19 protein-coding genes are annotated in these 23328 nt (G+C 51.6%); 5 read left to right on the top strand and 14 right to left on the bottom strand.

Annotated features, from left to right (window positions below; all coding sequences use genetic code 11):
- The 7 genes from VV869_RS17650 to VV869_RS17680 all read right to left on the bottom strand — a co-directional run bounded on the left by VV869_RS17650 (position 1) and on the right by VV869_RS17680 (position 8085).
- Entirely contained in the window at positions 1 to 1557 is a 1557-nt protein-coding gene (locus VV869_RS17650) for a replication endonuclease (RefSeq protein ID WP_337736230.1), read from the bottom strand.
- 240 nt (positions 1558 to 1797) lie between these two features.
- Positions 1798 to 2040, bottom strand: a complete 243-nt coding sequence (locus tag VV869_RS17655) for a helix-turn-helix transcriptional regulator (RefSeq protein WP_207103353.1) — start codon at positions 2038 to 2040, stop codon at positions 1798 to 1800.
- 83 nt (positions 2041 to 2123) lie between these two features.
- Positions 2124 to 3095 carry a hypothetical protein gene (locus VV869_RS17660; protein WP_337736231.1) on the bottom strand — a complete coding sequence of 324 codons (972 nt, stop codon included), beginning with the start codon at positions 3093 to 3095 and terminating at the stop codon, positions 2124 to 2126.
- A gap of 480 nt (positions 3096 to 3575) precedes the next feature.
- Positions 3576 to 4391, bottom strand: a complete 816-nt coding sequence (locus tag VV869_RS17665; RefSeq protein ID WP_337736232.1) for a macro domain-containing protein — start codon at positions 4389 to 4391, stop codon at positions 3576 to 3578.
- Positions 4375 to 5391: a retron St85 family RNA-directed DNA polymerase gene (locus VV869_RS17670; RefSeq protein WP_337736233.1), complete on the bottom strand. Its 1017-nt coding sequence runs from the start codon at positions 5389 to 5391 to the stop codon at positions 4375 to 4377. The genes VV869_RS17665 and VV869_RS17670 overlap by 17 nt, the downstream gene beginning before the upstream one ends.
- Before the next feature lies 1 nt (position 5392).
- Positions 5393 to 6397, bottom strand: a complete 1005-nt coding sequence (locus VV869_RS17675; protein ID WP_337736234.1) for a retron St85 family effector protein — start codon at positions 6395 to 6397, stop codon at positions 5393 to 5395.
- Between the two features lie 452 nt (positions 6398 to 6849).
- A complete protein-coding gene (locus VV869_RS17680) occupies positions 6850 to 8085 on the bottom strand; it encodes a site-specific integrase (protein ID WP_337736235.1) in 1236 nt (411 codons plus the stop codon).
- A 612-nt stretch (positions 8086 to 8697) separates the two neighbouring features.
- Here VV869_RS17680 and nirK point away from each other — a divergent pair.
- Both nirK and VV869_RS17690 read left to right on the top strand, forming a co-directional pair.
- Positions 8698 to 9873 carry a copper-containing nitrite reductase gene (gene nirK, locus VV869_RS17685; protein ID WP_337736236.1) on the top strand — a complete coding sequence of 392 codons (1176 nt, stop codon included), beginning with the start codon at positions 8698 to 8700 and terminating at the stop codon, positions 9871 to 9873.
- Between the two features lie 159 nt (positions 9874 to 10032).
- Positions 10033 to 11145: an alpha/beta hydrolase family protein gene (locus VV869_RS17690; protein WP_337736237.1), complete on the top strand. Its 1113-nt coding sequence runs from the start codon at positions 10033 to 10035 to the stop codon at positions 11143 to 11145.
- A gap of 5 nt (positions 11146 to 11150) precedes the next feature.
- Here VV869_RS17690 and VV869_RS17695 read toward each other — a convergent pair whose 3' ends face one another.
- From VV869_RS17695 to VV869_RS17710, 4 genes are all read right to left on the bottom strand, one after another.
- Complete coding sequence (locus VV869_RS17695) at positions 11151 to 12275, bottom strand: helix-turn-helix domain-containing protein (RefSeq protein WP_337736238.1); 1125 nt, start codon at positions 12273 to 12275, stop codon at positions 11151 to 11153.
- A gap of 148 nt (positions 12276 to 12423) precedes the next feature.
- Positions 12424 to 13437 (bottom strand): peroxiredoxin family protein, encoded by a 1014-nt coding sequence (locus tag VV869_RS17700; RefSeq protein WP_337736239.1) that lies wholly within the window; start codon positions 13435 to 13437, stop codon positions 12424 to 12426.
- 18 nt (positions 13438 to 13455) lie between these two features.
- Positions 13456 to 13989: a TlpA family protein disulfide reductase gene (locus tag VV869_RS17705; RefSeq protein ID WP_337736240.1), complete on the bottom strand. Its 534-nt coding sequence runs from the start codon at positions 13987 to 13989 to the stop codon at positions 13456 to 13458.
- Positions 13990 to 14002: 13 nt separating this feature from the next.
- Entirely contained in the window at positions 14003 to 14689 is a 687-nt protein-coding gene (locus VV869_RS17710) for a cytochrome c biogenesis protein CcdA (protein WP_337736241.1), read from the bottom strand.
- 220 nt (positions 14690 to 14909) lie between these two features.
- Between VV869_RS17710 and VV869_RS17715 the strand changes: the two genes are divergently transcribed.
- The 3 genes from VV869_RS17715 to VV869_RS17725 all read left to right on the top strand — a co-directional run bounded on the left by VV869_RS17715 (position 14910) and on the right by VV869_RS17725 (position 20322).
- Complete coding sequence (locus VV869_RS17715) at positions 14910 to 17324, top strand: winged helix-turn-helix domain-containing protein (protein WP_337736242.1); 2415 nt, start codon at positions 14910 to 14912, stop codon at positions 17322 to 17324.
- A 638-nt stretch (positions 17325 to 17962) separates the two neighbouring features.
- Positions 17963 to 19375: a pyruvate kinase PykF gene (gene pykF / locus VV869_RS17720; protein ID WP_337736243.1), complete on the top strand. Its 1413-nt coding sequence runs from the start codon at positions 17963 to 17965 to the stop codon at positions 19373 to 19375.
- A gap of 281 nt (positions 19376 to 19656) precedes the next feature.
- Entirely contained in the window at positions 19657 to 20322 is a 666-nt protein-coding gene (locus VV869_RS17725; RefSeq protein ID WP_337736244.1) for a GntR family transcriptional regulator, read from the top strand.
- A gap of 32 nt (positions 20323 to 20354) precedes the next feature.
- Here the strand turns inward: VV869_RS17725 and VV869_RS17730 are convergent, their stop codons facing one another.
- The 3 genes from VV869_RS17730 to VV869_RS17740 all read right to left on the bottom strand — a co-directional run bounded on the left by VV869_RS17730 (position 20355) and on the right by VV869_RS17740 (position 22920).
- Positions 20355 to 20483, bottom strand: a complete 129-nt coding sequence (locus tag VV869_RS17730) for a hypothetical protein (RefSeq protein WP_255388636.1) — start codon at positions 20481 to 20483, stop codon at positions 20355 to 20357.
- Positions 20484 to 20704: 221 nt separating this feature from the next.
- On the bottom strand, positions 20705 to 21202 hold the full coding sequence (gene ilvN / locus VV869_RS17735; protein WP_337736246.1) for an acetolactate synthase small subunit: 498 nt from the start codon (positions 21200 to 21202) through the stop codon (positions 20705 to 20707).
- Complete coding sequence (locus VV869_RS17740) at positions 21202 to 22920, bottom strand: acetolactate synthase 3 large subunit (RefSeq protein ID WP_337736247.1); 1719 nt, start codon at positions 22918 to 22920, stop codon at positions 21202 to 21204. The genes ilvN and VV869_RS17740 overlap by 1 nt, the downstream gene beginning before the upstream one ends.
- Positions 22921 to 23328: the final 408 nt, after the last annotated feature.

A 23328-nucleotide genomic window follows, 5' to 3' on the forward strand; every position in this document is an offset into this window, starting at 1 on the left:
TTAAGGCGCGCATGGCACCTGAAACGCTATGCGCCACTCATGCAAACGAGTGATGATGGCCTTACCCGCAATCGTGACACCTTTGAGTGTCCTCACAAGCTCGCTCTCACAATATTGGCTGGTTTTCACCACGCCAGTATCAGTATCAAATGACAGCTCATAGTGGGGCTGGAAAGCCTGTTCCTTGCGCTTGCAGAACACACCGCCCATTAGCCGGGTAAACGACTTCCAATCACTGTTATCGGCTGCATTGGTGATCTTCTCAGCCAACTCACCCTCACCGAGCAGTGACTTCAAGCGCCGCAATTCACGCCATACCGTGACCGAACAACCGCCGAGTTGCTGGAACTGACGGATACCCCAGCACGCAGCCCACGCATCAACACGGGCTGCGGCACTTTTAGGGTCTTCTCCATAAACGCCGGATTCCAAATCCTCACCGTCGATATTCTTGGCTATGTACTTGGCGATATAACCTGTGGCTGAACCTTTGCTCTCATCAATCTTCACTTCGGTAAAGCGGTGCTGATCGGCCCCCTTCTCCTGGCTATCTTCCCGCATGACGTAATTACGCATCACCTCTATCATGCGCGGGTAATGCTCTGGCTCGACGAAAAACAACATGTGCCAGTGAGGTGTTCCGTCATGCTGAGGCTCTGCCACCCGGAAACCATAAAAACGCACACCTTCGCGATGCAGCTTGGAACGTATCAAGGTCCACAATTGCGTCAGGTACTGTTGCCCATCCCACGGGGTGTAACCTTCCCAGTTCGGGTTTTCCATACCAGATTTTGAATAACTGCGATGATACTTGGACGGGCAAGTAATGGTGATAAAGGTTGCTTCATGGCCTAGCTCTTTCGCCAACTCTTCAAAGCCCCGTGCCCTCACCATCAGCTCCGCTTTGCGGATTTTAGGATCAGCCACGCCTTTCTGGGACAGCTCCAGCAAGGAAAAGCTTTCCCCGACTTGGTTAATGGCAATGGTGTTCGCCAAATACTCTTGCTGGAAATGCTTCTGATTAAGCCTGGCCTTTAAAGTGGGATTCGAGCAGTAAATTCCCTTGATTCGGTTTACCTGATTGAGATGGTGGTAAACCACCTCAACATTTCGGATGTGCGCCTTACGAAGCTTACGCAGCCACCATTTATCGTCACAAAGGCGGCCTGTTATCCCCGCTACTGAATAACTCTCCCGACTTGGTGGTTGTACCCCCTGCAAGGTAGTGAACTGCTCAAGCTGGGTTAGCATCTCATCCAGCGAGTGAAGAAGATGAAAGCGGCGTAGCGCCAAGCAGGCTTTTGCATTGCGCTTAGCATCGGCACGCAGCCCATCTTCTGATACATTTAGCTTCAGTTTATGAAGAGGAATCGAAATTTTTTCGGTCAGTGAATCCGTTGTTTCGCGGAGGAAGCTATTTCGTTCTCGCTTAGAGCTAATCGATAAATAGCGATTAAATAGCTGACGCTGAACTTGATCAGGAAAAGGCCGCAAGCGGCCCTTCACAAACTCTTTGTCATCCCAATCAACCAAGGAGAGGTCTAACACTTCGAACATACTGCTTCCCTCCCCTTCAATGTGATACTGAATCGATCCCAGCGAACACCATAGCGTTGCACGGCTTGATACTTAATCAGCCCCTCGCGACACAACTTATAGACGGTACGATTGATAATCTTTGGGACTTTCGGGCATGTCGGAATGATCTTGCCCTGGTCCGGGCAATACTCGGAACAAACATCAAAGGTATTGCCCTCTTTCAGCCACAGCAGAACGTTCACCTGCTCTTGGGTAAGGTTATACAAGCGCACCTCCTTCATGAGGTAGCTGATGCATTTTCCGGTGGCTATCCAGCCATTGGTCGAGATCTTCTTTGAGGTAGCGAACCGCGCGGCCAATTTTGATGAAAGGCGGCGCTTGGGTCCGGTTCTTCCGTAAGCCTTCCATACGGGACTGGCGCAGAAATGAACGGCTCATGCCAATGTAGTGTGAGGTTTCTTGCTCGGTGAATACGCGTTTATCTTGTGTTGCTGACTGCATGTTTGTGTCTCCCGTTGTGTACTGAGAGACACCGTAGCGTTCCTTAACTTCCCGGGAAGCTAACAAGGAAGCCAGCCGGGAAGTTAAGTTATTAACCGCTGTTTGCGTACTGCTGAGAGTTGATTTTGGAAAGTCTTGTAAGCCATGACAAATTCGGCATCTCTACCACGGCCAAACCAAATGATTTGGTCTTGGCTTATCTCATCAATAACCTGCTCGGTATCATAGCGCCGCGCTGTTTGTTTAACGTCTTGGCGCAGTACATTCCAAAGCTTATCTGATCGGGCTGTGGGGTAATCATCAAGGAGAGCCCCCATAATCACCTTAATGGGATTGGTCTCCACATTCGGTTCAATTGGGTTAGATGTTTGGTTTACGGTTGGGTTTGAAGGCATAACCGTTTGGCTTTCTATTTGGTTTGCAAACCCAAATCGTTCGGGTTGTTTTAGGCATTCAGGGCCAAAGTGTTCGGCTAATTTTCGGATATCAAACCGCAACTGCTCTGGTTTGATTTCTATAGGTTGAATACCAAGCTGTTTGACGGGAGCATTAACAAACAATGACATCCAATCACCAAGAAGGTCCACCTTCTCACCATCAACCAAAGCCCGCTGTTGTTTATTCTTCACGTAAGTTAATGAAGCGCTTTGGTCAGTTATCAGCCCTACAGGCCCACACGCAACAAATGGCCCCGTAGGAACAATACTCTGGTATAGGATTTTTGAAAAAGTTGGATTAGGCAAATCAGCGAACCGTTCTCGGCAATCAATAATCGCCTTGATTCGCTCAGGCTCTTGGATTAGAAACCGTCCGAGCCGAATGCTGTTGCCTTCACAAAGCAGCGCTTGGGATTGCTGTTGGGTTAGGCTAACCGTACCGTTGTAGTTAAATAAGCCTAGTAAGGCATTTGTTTTGCTTATCAAACCAAAGTCTTTGCCTTCCAGCCATACACATAAGGCGAACTCTTGGCGTTCGATGGCATTGAGTAAGTCGCCTTCTGATAGATAACTCACAGTCGCTAGTTCAGCTAGTCGGTAGTAGTTTCGGTTAAGCATACGCACTCAGTATCAAAGTAAATGCATGTACCATATCGAACAAGGAGATTTACTTAAAATACTGAGGAGATAGTCGTTAAGTGACTCGCATAACGGTCCGACTACCAACGCACTTGCTCCCGAAAATGAGCATCACCTTCTAGCTTAGATTTGGACAGAACTGAGTCAGCAATTTGACTAATTTGGTCAACCATGGATAAGCTCAGGTATGGCAAATCATTACTAAAACTAATTTGCCTATACGCTGTATAAAGTAGATTTATTTCGATGGCAGGTATTGAAGGAATTTCCTGACTTTTATGATACTAACAATGCGAAAAACTTGATGCACAATAATCGTTGCCTAATACCTTATTAAGGTGAATCACTCAATAATTAAACAGCCAAATCGTATCGTAAAAACCTAACCTTCTGAAAAATAACAGAAGGCAGTATAATTCTAGATAATGAAAAAGCCAAACAGTCTTGTTTTTTTTGCAACTAACTCGTTATATCATAATAATATTTTATTAATTTCAAACTAATTTCTTTCTTGAGGCGCTTAGCCAAAACTATATTAATTCCGTTAACGAGGGTTAAATTGTCTTTTATTTTTAGCGAAAAAATCAAGAACTCAAGCAATCGTTGTTTTGACGCTTTGACTCCTGAATGACCAGAGCCAAGCAAGGGCATGTTAACAAGATAACCATTTGAATTATTTTCAATAAAATCAATGAGTTTTATCACGGCCTCTTGGTACTCTAAGTTCGTTAGCTGAGCTCTGTTGTTTTCATCAAACCTAGTAAAAGCGACAAGAAAAAATACTTGGTCATCTCTTTGGATCTTTACGGTCGTACCTAGAGGGTATCTTACTTTATTACCATACTGTCTATTAAGAACAGGTTCACCTGTATATTTCCCTAATTGACTCTCAATTTCAGAATTCAAGAATAAAATATCATCTGAAAAATATTTCTCTATTAACTTTCCGTGTAAAGTATTTCTTGAAATTATTTCATCATCGACCTCAACATCAAAAAAATCATTTACAGGTATAACGATAATACCTTTTTCTTCAAAAATATCACCATATTTAACATTTAACTCAACCCTATCAGTTACTTTAACTATTATACTGTTTCTTTCTCTTGTTATACACAAAGAGATAATAAAGCTAATGACAGCAATACCTATATAAGTTTCTACTACATATCCAGTATAGTAATTTGAAAACTTATCATTAACAGAGCTAAGAATCGTCAATAGAGCACTGATCACCCCTATCACATAAAATAAAGATCTAAAAAACAATATCATCCCAGTCATCCTTATCCATATTTTTCATTTCCGCCCGCTCTTCCTTTTCTTTATATTTCAACTTGGAAATATTAAAGGATTCCCTTGCTAGTTTTTTAAAAATAGCGTCACCATACTTATCTCGAAGAGAGATGTAATAGTTCTCTTCAATGCTTTTTATATATGATAATGTACCATGCAAAAATGGTATATCCTTATCATTCAGCTTACTATTTTTATATAAATGAAGCATCGCTCTTATTTTCTTTCGCTTATATCTTCCTACGGATAGTTGATTCTCATGAGTGATAACTACCCCAGTTACCCTTTTTGACTTATTCCCACCGATAAGCACACGTTTTTTTTCATTCAAAACTAATAGTGGTGCTTGTGTTTCTTCGACAAGTAATTTTAACTCTTTTTCAGCCTCTAGCAAACATTTCTTGGAGCTGGCTGATAAGGTTAAATCGTCCGCATATCGAGTGTAAATAACATTATACTTGGAGCAGATATCGCATACACTTTCGTCAAAATTGTACATGATGATATTAGAAACAATCGGTGAAGAAGGCGCCCCAATGCTCAGCTTGAGTTTTCTGTCAGCTTTATCCATCCAGAATAAGTAGTGATTTAAAATATCAATCTCTATACTAGAAATGCCTTTATTTGTTTCTGATAAAAAAGATTTAAGATGCTCAGGTCTTATTGAATGAAAGAAATTTTTAAAATCTAACTTAAGAATCCACGCTGAATCTTTATGAGGTAAAGCATTATGATAAATTGACCTTCCATCTCTATATGCAGTAGCAGAGTCATGGATTAATAGATTGTTAAGAATAATTTCTATAATTGCATACTGATAAATTTTGACATCATTTGAAGGTTGAGCGATATTTCTAAAACCACCACTTCTTTTTCGTATTTTAAATTCTTTATACTTCCTAGGTGCGGTTAGATAATCAGATATTACTTCTTCAATATCTTTTCCAGTATAATCTGAAATCTCTAATAATATTTTCATATCAACGACCAACCCCCATAGCAAACAGCCTTTCTTTATCACCTTTTAAATACAGAGAAAGCAACGCGGATTTTACTGAACTAACAGAAAGATTTAGCTCATTTTCAGATGTTTTTCTAAAGTGATATTTAACAAATCCTTGATTCTTGTCTGTAGGTAAAAAGTACTTTGCTCCAGCATTTTTCTCTTTTATTAGCCCTAAATTTTTCAAAGAATACAAGTACTCTTTTAGAACTTTCTCTTCAAGCTCTATTTTCAAGTGGTTATTTATATACGATTTAATCTCCCTCAACTTAAGCGCAGAAAAAACGTATATTAAGTCAGCTACTAGCAGACACATGTCAGAAGGATTGTCTTTCGAAAAGGTGGAGGTCTGCTTGCTCTTTTCTTGAATATCAGTTGCTAGCTGATAGCCAATGAGATCTACCAGCGACTGGAAATCATTATCATTTTCAATAACTTGAGATATCTTATTGTCTTCTACTTGATAGCTAACCCCCCACTCATGTCTTAGAACCGTTTTCTCATTTTTTTCGAGAAACTTGATTGGGCCCCATTCTATAAATGTCCTTTGACCATCACTAACATCATTTGTGTTATAGATTGTTATTAGCTTAGAGGATATTTGTGGCATAACGCTAAATGCCCCGAGCTCAGCATGAGCTCCTGGCCCTTCGACAACGAGTACAACTGCTGCGGCAAGACCTGCTAATAAGACTTCAAAATCAATAAGGTTGTTTATATTAGCATCTTCTAACCAATCGTGGAATTTTTCTGCAAGAATAACATCTTGATATAATTCCTTTTCTTTACTGCTAAGGTAGTGTAACACCGCGCTGCGTAAAGATTTGACTTGCTCTTCTTGATCCTTGCCTATCTTTGACAAGTCGTCACCATTCAGTCCTCCACCACAGAAGAAGACGTAGTTTGGGAGGTTTTTTAGGCTAATTTTTTCTACTTCTACATTAGTAAGGAATGCAGAGGTAAGCTCTTTAATATCTTCCATACGACCAACACTAACAAAAACGGCCTCATAATGAGGCCGTTTGTAATCTTTACCTAGATGGGCACGGTTGCGACAACAAATCGCGAAGCGATTTTTGTCGTGACCGTGGTCAAAATATAAACAATCAAATGTTCTGGTGATGCACCAGATGAAGTCAAAAACGCTTCTAACGCGTAAAGATTAATTACAATTGTTATTATAAACTAAGGACTTGTCAAGACTTTAAACTCAAATCTCATGTTTACTTCACGTAAAATATATTTGCTTCTGATCGTTAAACGAAAGTAATAGAGCTCCTCAAGAAACTAAAGCTTAGCCTTTTATCTCTGATTATTTTTTTAATGAAAAATACAATAATCAGGATGAGTGAGAGCTTCCACTCTAACTACCTTTGGGGCAAAAATGTGTTAGCTGATATTGGTTCTCTTGATGAAGAACAGAAGCCAAGCCCCTCACCCAATCAACCCCACCGCAGCCGCCTTGTGCTCTGGTGCAAGATGGGCATACCGCAGAGTCATGTTCAAATCGGCATGCCCAAGCAACTCGCGAACCGTGTTGAGATCGACACCAGCCATCACCAGCTTGCTGGCAAAGTGGTGGCGCAAGTCATGAAACTTGAAGTCATCGATAAAAGCCTCTTCCAGTACCAATGCCCATGGCTTTTTCACATCCGTGAGTGGCAGGCCTGATTTTCCCTCATATATATAGAGGGAATCGGGATTTTGCTGCCGCCAGCTTGCCAATGCCGAAAACGCTTCTTTATTAAGGGGCACGGTTCGCCCTTCTTTGGATTTGGCATTGCTGGCACGAACCGTCAGGTATTTACCCGTCAGGGAAATGTCAGCCCAGGCTAAGCCCAACAACTCCCCGCGACGCAACCCGGTATTCATCGCTACCAGCACCAAAGGCTCAAGATAATCGACAAACGCGACCTCTTCCAAACTGGCGTATGGTTCTTGGTGTCGTTTTACCCGGTGCTCGTTAGCAGACTGACGAGCGAGGCGAATTTTGCAATCCCGCTCTTTGAGTGCATGGCGTAGTCGCTTCTCTTCCATCTCGGTCAGGTAGCGCACCCGGGTATTGTCACTTTTGATCGCTTTAACCTTGGTCAAGTCATGGCGTTCAATCAGCCCCCATTCGACCGCCCGGGACAATGCCCCTTTTAAGGTGTTAACGGTGTAGTTAATCGTCGCAGGAGCTTTGCCGAGTTTGCGCTGTTCGCTGCGCCACTTCTCGATTTCCCATGCGGTAATTTGGTCGAGATCTTTATCGAGCAGGAAATCAAACCGGGAGCGGAGGTGGTTAACGGTGCGGCTGGCGGTTTTCGGGTTACGGGTGTGCAAGAAAGGCAGGTAACGCTCTTCAAGGAAAATAGAGAGCTTGAGGTGTTTGCGGCGCAGGCTCTCTTCCCGCGTTTGCTTCTTTACTGCATGAACATCATTACCCTTGGCAACCTCGCCCATTTTCTCCCGGGCCAAGTCGCGGGCTTGTGCCGGAGTCAGATCACTGGCCGGGCCGAGCTTCAAATTGACCTGCTTGCCATCCAAACGGTAATAGAGGTAGTAAACGATCCGGCCTGAGCTGGAAATCCGGGCATGGAAACCGGGGATCTCGGTATCGTTCAGCCGCTTCTCTTCGATAGTCAGTTGCTTGATGGTGGACGCTGAAATCTTCTTCTTGATGGCCATAGTCGAGCGTATCTCTCCGCAGGGCCACGCTGTATATGTAGCATATATGTAGCAAATGGCCGATATTTCCATGTATTACAGTAAACACCAAAAAACAAAGAACCCCAAATAAACCATTGAATATATTTGGATTTATTTCACACTACTGTTCATCATTGTTCACTGAAATACACTAAAAATACGACTCATAATCGCTTGGTCGACAGTTCAAGTCTGTCAGGGGCCACCAAAATTCGATAAGGCGCATGGAGAAATCCAGGCGCCTTTTTTTGTTCTCCCTGATGGCGGTTGCTCATTACCAATTCTCACTTCCATAAGCCACTGTCACAACGACACTTGCGTGTCGAATTCACATACTTTTTACCTGTCAATTCGACAGCACTTTTTTGCTGCGTAGGCGAGAACCCGCAATCTATCAAGTAATCATTTCGTGGCATATTCCTTGCTATAGTATTTCTGCTTACCTTTGTTGATGCCGACAAGCATAAGTGCAGGATATTTGAGACAAAGAGCATGCTGATATTCCACCGAATAACGAAGCTGCCACATTCTGTACAACACGAACAAACCCATGCCGGCATCTTGATGATCCTCACAATGGAGTCTGTGACTATGTCTGAAAAAATTGCTACTCGCCCGGAACAACTCGAAAGTGCCACCCGCCGTGATTTCTTTAAAGGCGCAACCGCCGCGGCCGTCGGTGCTGCTACCATTGCCGCATTTGGCAGCGTGTCGGCCCAGGCGTCTTCCTCGGCAGCCTTCAAGCCTATTCCGGATGTCGACATCGCGTCTTTACAGCGTGTGAAGCAAAAACTGGTCCAGCCGCCGTTTGTTCCTGAGCATGATCAGGTGGCCACCGGCAAGCCCAAAGTGATCGAAGTCCGGATGGAAGTGGAAGAGAAGCTGATTGAAGTTGATCAGGGCGCGAAAGTCTGGGCCTGTACCTTCAACGGCAGCGTACCGGGTCCCCTCATTGTCTGCCACCAGGATGACTATATTGAACTGACGCTGGTCAACCCGGCGACCAACCAGCTGCAACACAACATTGATTTCCACGCCAGTACCGGTGCAATGGGCGGCGGCGCGCTGACCGAAGTCATGCCCGGCGAAGAAGTGGTGTTTCGCTTCCGGGCCACCAAGGCCGGTACCTTCGTCTATCACTGCGCCCCGGGCGGCCCGATGATCCCGTTCCATGTTGTCTCCGGGATGAACGGCGCCATTATGGTGCTGCCGCGCGACGGCCTGAAAGATGAAAACGGCAACCCCGTTCGCTACGATCACGCCTATTACGTCGGTGAGCAGGACTTCTACCTGCCAAAACACAGCAACGGCACCTACAAGCAGTATGACTCGTTGCTACACGGCATGACCGATATGCTGGAAGTGATGAAAACCCTTACCCCGAGCCATGTAGTGTTCAACGGTGCGGTCGGGGCCCTGACCGGCAAGAATGCGCTGAAAGCCAAAGTGGGGGAATCCGTGCTGATCATTCACTCCCAGGCCAACCGCGATACCCGGCCTCACCTGATCGGAGGTCATGGGGATTTGGTCTGGACCGCCGGCTCTTTCACCGACCGTCCGTCCACCAACCTTGAAACCTGGCATATCCCGGGTGGCGCGGCAGCCGCAGCGCTGTATACGTTCCACCAGCCCGGCCTGTATGCCTATGTGAACCACAACCTGATCGAGGCCATTTTGCTCGGTGCCGCTGCGCACTTCCAGGTCGAGGGGGACTGGAACGATAACCTGATGACCCAGGTGCGGAAACCGGGACCAATCACGGCATAACCCAGAATAGAATTCATTGAAAACCTACCCCGCCGGGACCGGGTTCCGGCGGCCATGCGGACTAAAACAGGATTCAGGACGTCCTGAATCCTGTTTCAGGTCTCTTCAAATCCATCAATTCGGATAATGACCTCACATTCATCAACTCTGAGGTCACCCATGCAACAACTCTGGATCACCCTGATTGCACTCCTGCTTCTCAGCGGCCCTACTGCGGCGTCAACTGAAGCTGCGTCAACTGAAGCGTCCGCAGCGGATCACGCCCACCCCCCAAAAACACGCGAAGCCACGGAAAGCGACATCGGCTTCCGTCAAATCCGCCTGCAAGATGACCAAACGCAGCGGCCGCTGACCGTCAGCCTCTGGTATCCGGCCCAACGCCAAACCGGCACGCCCACCCGGCTGGGGGACAACCCGGTGTTCCACGGCGTCCCGGTGCTGAAAGAAGCCCGGCTCTCAGCCCCCAAACCGCTGCCGCTGATCCTGATGTCGCACGGTTACCGGGGCAACTGGCGTAACCTGAACTGGCTGGCGGCCACCTTAGCCCGGCAAGGCTATCTGGTTGCCGCCCCCGATCATCCGGGTACCACAACCTTCGACACCGATCCGGCGCAGGCTGCCCAATGGTGGCAACGTCCGAAGGATCTCTCGCGCACCCTGGACGGGCTGCTCGCCAATCAGACATACGGCAGCCACATCGATCCCCGCCGCATCGGTGCCCTCGGCCACTCCCAGGGCGGCTGGACGGTTGTCAGCCTTGTCGGCGGTCAAGTCAGCAGCACGCACCTGGCCCGCCAGTGCCGGGAGCCCGGGCTCAGTAATGGCTGTAGCTTAGTCAAGGAGTTAGGATTGATGCAAGATAGTGACTCACAAGGGCGAAGCCATAATCTCGGGCTGCACGACCCGCGAATTACCGCCATCATCAGTCTGGATCTGGGCCTTGCCAACAGTTTCACGCCGCAAAGCCTGGCCGCCATCACGGTGCCGACGATGATCCTTGCCGCCGGGGTCAATAACCACAACCTGCCGCAAGCGCTGGAGTCCGGCTATTTGGCCAAATATTTAGATCCGCGCCTCACCGATTACCTGGTATTGGCCAACGCCACCCACTCCACCTTTATGGGCCGCTGCAAACCCGGCGGCAAAGCGATTGTCGAGGAAGAATCCCCCGGCGATGGCAAAGTGTGCCACTCCGTGCCGGGCACCACCCGGGCGATCGAGCATCAGGCCATTGCGCGCCACGTGACGGATTTCCTTGCCCGACACCTGTAAGGCCCTCAATCTGCCAAGCGACGATAGGCGCTCGGCGTCATTGCCGTAATGCGGGAAAATTCGCGGTTAAAGTTGGACTTGGTGTTAAACCCGGCCATACCGTAAATCTCAGTAATGCTGAAATCGGTCTCTTTCAGCAATTGCCGGGCTTTTTCAATCCGGTACTGGTTAATCAGCTGCGAGACATTGAGCCCGGTTTGCCGGTTCACCGCGGCAGAGAGCTGCCGGGCCGGGATCCCGGTTTTTCGGGCCAGCACGGCCAGGGTCAAATTCGGGTCCAGATAGAGGGCCTGCTCCTGCAGCAGCGTCGTCAGGGCCTGCATGGCCCGGGCGTCTTGCACCTCCGAGTGGTGAGCCACATCGTCTGGTGAGTCAGCGGCCCCTGCAGCGGGTATAGAAACAGGCGCCGCAGCAGACATCGAGGCAGACGCAGCTGCCTGCGTGTCAGGGACTGGGGTTAGGTCGGGAGTCAAGGCCGAAGCCTGCGTCGCGGGCAGCGCAGCCCCGCTGGTGATCCGGCTAATGGCAACCACGGCATAACTCAGCCCGGTGACAACCAGGCATTGCGATATCGTCAGGATCCAGATGAGTGACTGCCCCTGGCGCAGCCAGGCATCCAGAGCGATCGCGAGATCGGTCACCACCGAAAACAACAAAAATAACCCGGCCCCGAGGCACAGCCGCGGCACAACATGGGACTGGCTGAACATCACCTGAGAAAAATCATCGCTTGAACGGCGGGAGAGCCGAAACAGCAGCGCGGCATGGCCGAGATAGCTGAGACTGATCAGCACATCCAGTCCTTGTCGCCAATCGACCGGACCAAACATCAGCACCGGCACCAGCCCCACCGGCAGCCAGCTGAGCAGCCGACCGGGCGCGGCATAGCCAATGGTTCGGGTAAAACAGAGCCACAGCAGCGAAGGCAGTAACACGGCCAGCATGGGTTGAATCATCGCCATCACAGGCCACTGATAATGCCAGCGCAGCCCGACGCAGGAGACCGATAAGGCACAGAAACTCAAAAAGGCGACGGCCAGCCGGGCCGACTTTCCCCGTTCACGGGGCAACTGCGCGGCCAGGAGGATCAGGAGCAGCGCGATGACAAAAGGTAGCGGGATCGCAGGCATCTCGTTCTTATCTTTCCCTTGATATCAATCAGGTTGCAATCATAAGCAATCTGACAGGGACCGCCAAGGTGAGACGCTGCAAAATCAGAGCCGCCGGAGCAATCCAAGATCGCCCCGGCTTAGCTTATCGTTTCAAAGATAGCTTCGACTATCGGATCTGCTCGCTTCGCGAGACCAAGGTACCATCTGCGCCAATATCGATTTGATACGGCGAGGCATGCACCCCGTATTGCTGGAAGAGCTGGTTGTCGACATCAAACACCACCGGCACATCAAGCGTATGCTTCTCGGCAAATGCCCGGGCAATCGACTCATCGATATAAAAGCCGCTGATCACCCCGACCCACTGTCGGGTCGGAGACGCCTGAACCAGCGCGCGCCACTCCGCCAGCTTCGCCTCACAATCCGGAAATTGCGGCATCGGACACAACGCATCCATAAACAGCAAGCTCACCGGCTGACCACCCACGGCCGGGTTCAGTAACCCTGCCAGGGAAAGCCGCTCACCCGACAGGGTCTCGACCGTAAAAGACGGCGCGGATTCGCCGGGCTTCGGCACATGGTAAACCGTCTTGTCGACCGAAGGAGCCGATCCCTGATCCTGGGTCTGTTCTTGGTCCTTAACCTGAGCCTGGAGCGACGCAGACGGCTCAGGCCGAACATCCTGATTCAGATAGCGCAGCAGCGCCGTATTGTCGCCCTGAAACACCACCTTTCCTTCTTCAACCAACACATGAGATGGGGTTTGCCAGAACTGAAACTGCCGCAGCAACTGCTGAGACCGATCCAGCACCAGCGGGGCAACCATCGGATAATAGCCCTGAAATTCTTTCAACTGTGCAGTTGTGACATTGATCTCCGGCTGGATCCAAATCTGCTGGCTCTGTGCCAGGAATTCTTCCGGCAGGGCCGCGATAAACTGCTCGGCGCCCTGCCCGGCATAGCTGTTCCAGATATCCATAAACACCAGGTGCGCGGTTTTATGCGCCGGCAGCGTCAGGGACCGGCCATGAATGGTCGACTTCCCGGCCAGCAATTGTGCCACATCCGGAGACGGCGCCACAGCCTGAGCATTCACTTCCGACGGCGAAGCCATGGCCAGCGGCGCAGGCGCGATCGTCAGCAAGGCAATCCCCGCCAGCACATTCAGTTTCATCTTCATCAACAACACTCCTTATGGTTAATGGGCGGTTTCGGCAGCCGTTTGGCCCCACGACGCCACCAGCGCATCCAGCTGATCGGTGGCCAGGAAGGTCTGGTAGGCAATTTTGCCCTGCTTGTCGATCAACACATGGTAGGGGGTGCCCACCACCTGATACTTGCGAGTCAGCTCGCCTTGTTGATCAAACACCGTAGGCAACTGATATCCGTGCTGCTGATAGAACTGTTGAATGTTGGCCTTTGAATCATTGAGCCCGATATTGACCGTCAGGATTTCAATCGCATCACCATATTGCTGAGCAATGGCATCCAGGTGCGGCATCTCCGCTTTGCAGTAACTGCACCAGGTGGCCCAGAATTTCAGGTACACCGGCTTGTTGCCGCGATAGTCCTGCAGATCAAACGTCCGCCCGTCCATGGTGGTGGCCTGGAATGTCGGTGCCTGTTGCCCTGCGGCCAGAGGCTCGGCCATCCCCTGCCAGCTACAGCCCAGCAAGCAGGCAGAGAACACCCAACGGCCCAGTGGCTTGCGTGCAAACATCATCATATTCATCGTATCTCCTTGTTTATAGAGCCAAATAGAAAAAATAGAGCCCGGAACCAGCCATCAGGGACGCCATCAGCCACTTCACCCCATTCATCCAGGGGCCAGAGCGCGGCATGATCGTCAGTGCGCCGCTGAGGCAACCGGCCAGCACCAGCAAAGCGCTCATCCCGATGGCAAACACGAACATCAGCAGCGCCGCCCAGTACGGATCGCCGGCCGATGCCACATACATCAGCAACATTCCCAGCACCGGCGAAGTACAGGGAGCCATCACCAGCCCGGAGCAGGCCCCGGCAACAAAGGTGCCCAGCAGGGGATGGCGGATTGCGGATCCGCTCGGGATCCCCAAATCAAGCTGCGGCAGGCGGATCCAGCCCAGCATCCACCCCGCCATCAACAGGCAAAGCAGGGCAACGCCCATTAAGGTCAGCGGATGGCTGGCAACCACGCCGAACAGCTGGCCGGTACTGGCCGCCAGCATCCCCAACAGGGCGTAAATCAGAGACAAGCCGAGCACATAAGCCGACGACAATACCGCCGCCTGGGCCTGACTTTTCGCCTGGCTGCCGACCACAGAGACCGTGATCGGTAACATGGGATACACGCAAGGCGTCAGGCTGGTGAGGAGCCCGGCCAGAAATACCGTCCCCACCACCCACATCCCGTATTGCTGAGTCATCAGCGCTTGTTGAATAACCATTTCCATTGCCAACATCCGTCCTATGCAGAAAATCTGGAGCCAGTTATACGCAACGCCGGACGGGCAAATATGAAATCGGGATAAAATCGAGGTAAAATCGAGATGAAATGAAAACAATCACTTTAAAAACATATACTTAATAAAAGCCGGAATCCACGAAAAATATTGAATTACGAGCATCGCACCGTAGAATATGAACTCATTCTTCTTGACGCATGGACGCCGGATGACCCGTTATCACTTCGCTTCATTTGTTTTTGACCCCACTTCAGGCGCACTGAGCCAATGTCCCCCGTCGGGGGAGGCGGAAACGGTTTACCTGCGTCATAAGGTCAGCCAGCTGCTGGCCTACCTGCTCGCCCATGCCGGGGAAGTGATCAGCAAAGACGCCTTACTGGATGCGCTGTGGCAACATGGTGAGTTTCGGGAAAACTCCCTGACCCAAAGCGTCCGGGAGCTGCGCAAGGCACTGGGCGACAGTGCCCAGTCCCCCCAGTTCATCAAAACGCACCCGCAACGGGGGTATCAGTGGATCTGCCCGGTGTCCGAGCCGCCGGCCCCGACCGAAGCCGAAATGGCTTCCTCTACGGCCCCATTAGAATCGACCCCAGCAGAATCGCCGCCATCAGAATCGGCCTCACCAAACACGACGGCACCCGACAAGATCCGTCGCCGCAAACGCGCCTTTTGGGCCGTGGCTACCAGTGTCCTGATATGTCTGGTGATCGCGGTGGCGGCCTGGCGCCTGTATCCGGTGTCTCAACCCGAGCCCTCCGAACAGGCATCCGCTTTGCTGGTATTGCCGCTCACCAATGAAACCGGCGATCCCCAGTTTGACTGGATGGCCCTAGGGTTGGCCGACATGCTCGGCGTGAGCCTCGGCCAACAAGGCCATCAGCCAATCACACCACCGGCGATGGCAAATCTGTGGCTGCTGGACAATGAACTGCACTGGCCTGCATTGCCGGGACAAATCCGAACCTTGTTGCAGCAGAAACACCACCGGGTCGCCTTATCCGGCAGTGTCCGGCTACACAACGGCCAGCAGGTGCTGGATTTTCAGCTGATCTATGCCGACGGCACCATTCAGCAAGGCAGTATTGCCTATCCGTCTCTGGCGGCGGCGACCCAGGCGATCAGCCGTCAGTTACAACTGATGCTCAACCCACAGCACGCGCCCGCATCGCCGCCGGTTGATGAATCCACCATGCTGATCCAAACCCTGGCACAGGGGCGCCACCTGCTGCAGACGGCTGGGGCATACAAAGCACGAAAATATTTCGAAGCCGCGTTGGTCCTGCAACCGGAAGATGACTGGGCCCGTCTTCAGCTCGCCCAGGTTGACCTGCTGTTAGGCGATTGGGACCGGGCCCGCGCGCACCTCTCCGCCTTGTCAGACACCCGGCTGCAGCACGATCACGCCCTGCGCGCGGCATACGCCTACTGGCTCAGCGAACTCAGCTACCGAAGCGGGGAAGCAAATGCGGCGGGCCTCACCGAAGAGGCCATCGTCGCGGCAGAGTTGGCAGACAACCCGATGCTGAAGGCCCGGGCCTACCAACTGAGTGCCCAGTTGGCCTGGAACCGAATGGACTGGGATCGGCACCAGCAGGACACCGTCCGGAGCATCGCTTTGCTGGGCGACAGCCATGCCTTGCGTCAGGATGCGGACAAACAGTTCTATCTGGGTAATCCGGCCAATGAAGGATTGGAAAAGAGCCCCACCGTGGATCTGCGCGCTAATCAGCCGCGCCTGCGCAAAGCCCTCAACTTTTACCGCCAGCTCCATGATCAACCCAAACTGGCGGCGACCCAACTGGCCATTGCGCAAAACTATACGTTCCCGCTGGATCAGCGGGAGGCCGCGCTGTCAGATGCCATCGCGCGCTACCGCCAGCTCCAACAACCCTATGAGCTGGCTCAGGCGCTGCTTTATCAGGGCTTTTACCTGATGCAGCTGCATCAGGGGAAAGAGGCCGATCGCTATTTCAAAGAGGCCAGCCAGATTGCTACCGGCCTGGGCGCCCGAACACTCCTGCAAGACAGCCAGTTTTACCGCGCCTTTGCCGCCATGGACCAAGGACTGGATCAACGGGAGCGCGGCGGGCACGGCCCGGACCTGGCGCAACTGAGCCGGGCCACCGACGCTTTCCACACCCTGCTGGCGCAGAATCCGCCACCCCAGATGCAGGCCAACATCCACCTGTTCCTCGGCTGGATCCTGACCCAGCAGGCAACGTACGATGCGGCGAACGCCGCACTTCAGCACGCCGAACGTCTGGCCAGCCAACAAAACATGACCACAACCCTGGCCTATATCCACTACTCCATGATGCGGGTTGCGCTGGCACAACAAGACTACGATGCGGTGATCGCGATGGCTCAGTATCCCGTCATCACCCGCCTCCAGGCGGTGTATCTGGCCCGGGCTTACTTTGAAACCGGTCAGGCCAAGATGGCCGTTCAGGTTCTGGATCAGTTTCGCCGCCAGCGGCCCGAGCAATGGCAGCCGGACGATCAGCGCCGCCGGGTCCACTACCAATTAGCCGGACAAGGCCAGCCCATCACCCTGGCTGCTGAGCCGAACGCCCATCTGGTGTATTGTGAAACAGACTGGCTCACGAACAGCACGCCGCTGTGATGCACCAGATAATCACTCACCCGCGCATTCTTGCCAGAGCAGCTCGACCACAGCGCCGTCGCTGGCAATGAAAAACAGGCATCAGGGGCGCTCGTCCGCCCCCGAGTTTCGCCACTAGGGGTAAACACTGTATTTACAGACAGAAACAAAGTGATAACCTCGCCTTGTTTTCCGACCATAAATAAGCCAACTATTGATACACAACAAGAAAAATCTGTGAAATACGTAGATAATTTCGACGCTGACTGAAATGGGTAAAAAAGCTTGCTCATTATCACAAGGTGATAAAAGAACCGGGCTATGCTATGATGACGAGCTTGTTTCTTAGCCTGATTTATGGCTGGTGAACATCATCTCGTCACAATGATATGCGAGTCTCCTCCCGGTCAACAGGGCGATATACCGCGTTGGCCAGCCAGACAGGAGCCGCCTTATCAAAGCAAGTCGATGCTTTCATAAGGCTATATTTTTTGTAAAAAATTTGTTTTGCCACTGCGTTCTGAGGACTGAAAGTTAAAAAATTTTGAACTCCGCCACAGTTTGTAGGCGATATTCAACATAAATGAACTTTCATTTTCAGGTATAAATCAGTGAATCAAATTTCCCTTGGGTAAAAGTTTGTCCGGAGACATTCCTCAATGAAAAAGACTAAGATCGTATGTACGATTGGACCGAAAACAGAATCAAAAGAGATGCTGACCAAACTGGCTGACGCCGGCATGAACGTGATGCGTCTGAACTTCTCGCACGGCGACTTCGCTGAGCACGGCCAGCGTATCCAAAACCTGCGTGACGTGATGGCGGAAACCGGCAAGCAACTGGCGATTCTTCTGGACACCAAAGGCCCGGAAATCCGCACCATCAAGCTGGAAAACGGTCAAGACTTCTCACTGGTTGCCGGCCAGGAGTTCACGTTCACCACTGACACCACAGTGATTGGTAACCAGGACCGCGTTGCCGTCACCTACCCAGGCTTTGCCCAAGACCTGGCGAAAGGCAACACCATCCTGGTTGACGACGGCCTGATCGAAATGGAAGTGCTGGAAACCACCGACACGGAAGTGAAATGTAAAGTCCTGAACAACGGCGACCTGGGCGAGAACAAAGGTGTGAACCTGCCAGGCGTTTCCGTCAAACTGCCAGCACTGGCAGAGAAAGACAAAGCCGACCTGAAATTCGGTTGTGAGCAAGGCGTTGACTTCGTTGCGGCTTCTTTCATCCGTAAAGCCGATGACGTGAAAGAAATCCGTGAACTGCTGAACGCCAATGGCGGCGAAAACATTCACATCATCTCGAAAATCGAGAACCAGGAAGGCGTCGATAACTTCGACGAAATCCTGGAAGTTTCTGACGGCATCATGGTTGCTCGTGGTGACCTGGGTGTTGAAATCCCGGTTGAAGAAGTGATCTTCGCGCAGAAGATGATGATCGAGAAATGTAACCGTGCCCGCAAAGTTGTCATCACGGCAACCCAGATGCTGGACTCGATGATCAAGAACCCACGTCCGACCCGCGCCGAAGCCGGTGACGTGGCCAACGCCATCATGGACGGTACCGATGCCGTGATGCTGTCTGGTGAGTCTGCGAAGGGTAAATACCCTATCGAAGCTGTGACTATCATGGCACAAATCTGTAACCGTACCGATGGTGCCCTGAAAGCAGAGCTGGGCTCTCGCCTGGACAGCCCTCGCCTGCGCATCACCGAAGCTGTTTGTAAAGGCGCGGTTGACACGTCTGAAAAACTGAATGCACCGCTGATTGTTGTGGCGACTGAAGCCGGTAAGTCTGCTCGTTCTGTACGTAAGTACTTCCCGACAGCAAACATCCTGGCTGTGACCACCAATCCGAAGACCGCTGCTCAGCTGACGCTGACCAAAGGGGTGACACCGGTTGTGGTTGATTCTATCGACAACACGGATGCTTTCTACGCTCGCGGTAAAGAGCTGGCTCTGGAAACAGGTCTGGGCGCCAAAGGCGATATCGTCGTGATGGTCTCCGGCGCTCTGGTTCCTTCAGGCACCACCAACACTGCGTCTGTTCACGTCCTGTAATTTCAGTGCACGCGAACCTGTACCAATGATCACGGGAGCCCAAGTGGCTCCCGTTTTTTATGCCCCGGCAACAGCTCCTACCTGTACCCGAACGTTCACAGAACGCCGCTTTATCTATCGCCCTGTCAATCTATCCTCTGTATACTCGAGCTGTAGCAAAATTCCCCAAAGGTATAGGAAATCGCTGACATCCTCCCCGATATCGGTGCCGGACTATCGACCTTTTTTGCTACCTGTACCCTCTCCAGGCATGAACTGCCCGGGGCACCATAACGAAAACAATGAGGATACACGTGTCTAGCCCGACGTTAACCAATAAAGTCATGGAGATGATCCGGCAAGATATTTTGCTCGGCGAGCTTGCGCCCGGCCAAAAGCTTGTCGTGGCAGAATTGAAAGCACGATACGACGTCGGAGCCTCGCCGATCCGGGAAGCCCTGGTCCAACTGTCGTGGAAGAAGTATGTCATCTTTGCGCCGCAAAAAGGCTGCTGGGTCGCACCGGTTTCTGTTGCCGAGCTGGAAGAGCTGTTCGAAGCCAGCCAGTTGCTGTCTCAAACCCTGCTGTCCCAGGCCATCGACCAAGGCGGCGAAGAGTGGGAACTGAACATTCTGACCAGCTTCCATAAACTCAGCCGCCTCAACCCGGCGGATCAGGATATTGATTTCAATGAGTGGGAGCAGCGGCACAGCGACTTCCATCTCGCCCTGCTGGACGGCAGCCAGTCCAACGTGATGCTGGCGCTGTATCGTGAGGTCTACGAGCAGATCGAACGCTACCGACACATCTGGGTCAGCCGCACGCGTCGCTTTGAGGAGCGCTACCATGATCACGGCGAGCACGAAGCCATGATGAAGGCGGTGCTGAACCGGGATACGGCAACCGCCCTGAAACTGCTGACCAACCACTCGCTGCGGGCCATGGAGATGATCAAAACCTACCTCTGAGCCCCCCGCTCACGGGCCCACCATCAGGGAACTTACCAGAAAATTTCCTTATGGTGGGTGTTGAGCAGCAGCACCGCCAACAGAAAGTACAACGCACTGACCTGAAATCCCAGCAAGAACAACCCCAGCGTTGTCAGCCGGACCAGAAACTTATTCACCATGACTGCACACCTTTCCTGCACACGCACTTGCCCCCGGAACGACGGCACACCCCAAGGTGCAGCGACCGTCGTTCGGGTCAGACACTATTAGACTTTAGTCGAATATGGCGACGCTTTCCGGTGCAAAATTCAGACGCGGATCTGACGGGATTCCGAGATCAAAACAGCCCGACTCAGATCTCCCTGAGCCGGGCTGTTCAATCAATAAGGGTGCCTTGCGATCAGGCTTTCAGCGCGCGCTCCCCGCGAGCAATCCCCACCACTCCGCTGCGGGCAACTTCGATAATATCAGTTGCCTCAGCCACTGCGGCGATAAAAGCATCGAGTTTGTCACTGGTGCCGGCCAGCTGAATGGTGTAGATCTGGGCGGTCACATCGACAATCTGGCCGCGGAAGATATCCGCCGTGCGTTTCACTTCCGCCCGGGCAAAGCCGCTGGCTTTGACTTTCACCAGCATCAGCTCCCGCTCGACATGATCGGTTTCCGTCACATTGCTGACCTTGAGAATATCGATCAGCTTATGCAGCTGCTTCTCGATCTGCTCCAGGGCAGCATCGTCATCCACATGAGTGGTGATATTCAACCGCGACAGCGTCGGATCATCGGTCGGCGCCACCGTCAGCGATTCAATGTTATAACCGCGCTGAGAGAACAGGCCAACCACCCGTGACAATGCGCCCGATTCGTTTTCCAGTAAGACCGATACAATTCTGCGCATTAGGTTCTCTCCGTTTTACTTAACCACATTTCACTCATTGAGCCCCCCCGGATCAGCATCGGGTACACGTGCTCAGTTTCATCCACACTGATATCGATAAAGACCAGCTTGTCTTTCATCGCCAGGGCTTTTTCCAGCTCGCTTTCCAGCTTGGTCGGATCGGAAATCCGCACCCCGACATGGCCGTAGGCCTCGGCAATCGCGGCAAAGTCCGGCACCGAATCCATGTAAGAATGGGAATGACGGCCCTGATAAATCATGTCCTGCCACTGTTTCACCATTCCCAGGAACCGGTTGTTCAGGTTGATGATCTTCACCGGAATATCGTACTGCAATGCCGTGGACAGTTCCTGAATATTCATCTGGATACTGCCGTCCCCGGTCACACACACCACCTCGGCATCCGGCAGGGCAAACTTCACCCCCATCGCTGCCGGCAGGCCGAAGCCCATGGTGCCGAGACCACCGGAGTTGATCCAGCGACGCGGTTTATCAAACGGATAATACAGCGCGGCAAACATCTGGTGCTGACCGACATCCGACGCCACGTAAGCATCCCCGTGGGTCAGTTTATACAGCACTTCGATCACCTGCTGCGGTTTAATTCGCTCACTGTCGGTGGCATAACTCAGACACTTGCGGGCACGCCAGGATTCGATTTCGCTCCACCAGCTGTCGATCGCCTGGGCATCATTGCTACCGTCCTGATCATCGAGCATCTTCAGCATGCTATTCAGCACGGTTTCGGCCGAGCCGACAATCGGAATATCCGCGGCGATCGTTTTCGAAATCGAAGACGGGTCGATATCGATGTGCATCACCGTGGCATCCGGACAATACTTGGCAACGTTATTGGTGGTCCGGTCATCAAAGCGCACCCCGACCCCGAAGATCAGATCCGAGTTGTGCATGGTCATATTGGCTTCGTAGGTACCGTGCATCCCCAGCATGCCCAGACTATTGTGATGGGTGCCCGGGAAAGCGCCCAGCCCCATCAGGGTACTGACCACCGGCAGGTTCAGCCGTTCGGCCAATTGCAGCAGCTGCTCGCCGCACTCGGACATAATCGCGCCGCCGCCGACATACAGCACCGGCTTTTTGGCCGCCAGCAGAGCTCGCAGCCCGCGCTTGATCTGCCCTTTGTGGCCTTGCGTCGTCGGATTATACGAGCGCATCGCAATCGACTCGGGATATTTGTACGGGTACTTTTCGGCCGGGTTGAGCATATCTTTCGGGATATCAATCACCACCGGGCCAGGGCGGCCGCTGGATGCGATATAAAAGGCTTTTTTGACAATGTTCGGAATGTCTTCCGGATTCTGAACCAGGAAGCTGTGTTTCACGACCGGGCGGGAGATCCCCACCATGTCACACTCCTGGAAGGCATCATTCCCAATCAGGTTACTCATGACCTGACCGGAGAACACCACCATCGGAATGGAGTCCATGTACGCGGTAGCAATCCCGGTGACCGCATTGGTCGCCCCGGGCCCTGAGGTCACCAGGACCACCCCGACATCGCCGGTTGCCCGGGCGTAGCCGTCTGCCATGTGGACTGCCGCTTGTTCGTGGCGAACAAGCACGTGTTCGATATCACTCTTCTCATGCAGTGCGTCGTAAATATCCAGCACTGAACCGCCAGGGTATCCGAAGATATGTTTTACGCCTTGATCGATCATGGACCGCACGATCATCTCGGCGCCGGACAACATTTCCATATTTTCTGCCTCCAGGTCGCGTATATCATCCCATATAGCTAATTCTTCCGGTCCGTTTCCCGGGACGTTCCTGCTCAGTGCGGGCAAGCCGGAGGGGCGAGGCTGACCGACATGTCACAGTTCGATAGAACCACCGCAAGTTGCGGCCGGAGAAAATACCGGGCTGACGTGCAAAGTCATCCCCACGGTATTTTTTCAATTAGCTATACGGGCTGATATCACATAGTTAGGGCTTATTTTTAGCCTAAGTTGAAATCATTTTCGTCTCTCTATGTTCGCCGGCGTCAGTCATAACAAACGCCGGTAACCCGAAACAACTGTAACGTTTTTTTATCAATCAAGTCTATCGGTCAAAACCAGTTCACAGTATTCCTCTGCAACATGATGAATTCCGACCAATTCCTTCGG

Origin of the sequence: Photobacterium sp. MCCC 1A19761 (genome assembly GCF_037389125.1) — a bacterium.
Lineage (GTDB): Bacteria > Pseudomonadota > Gammaproteobacteria > Enterobacterales > Vibrionaceae > Photobacterium.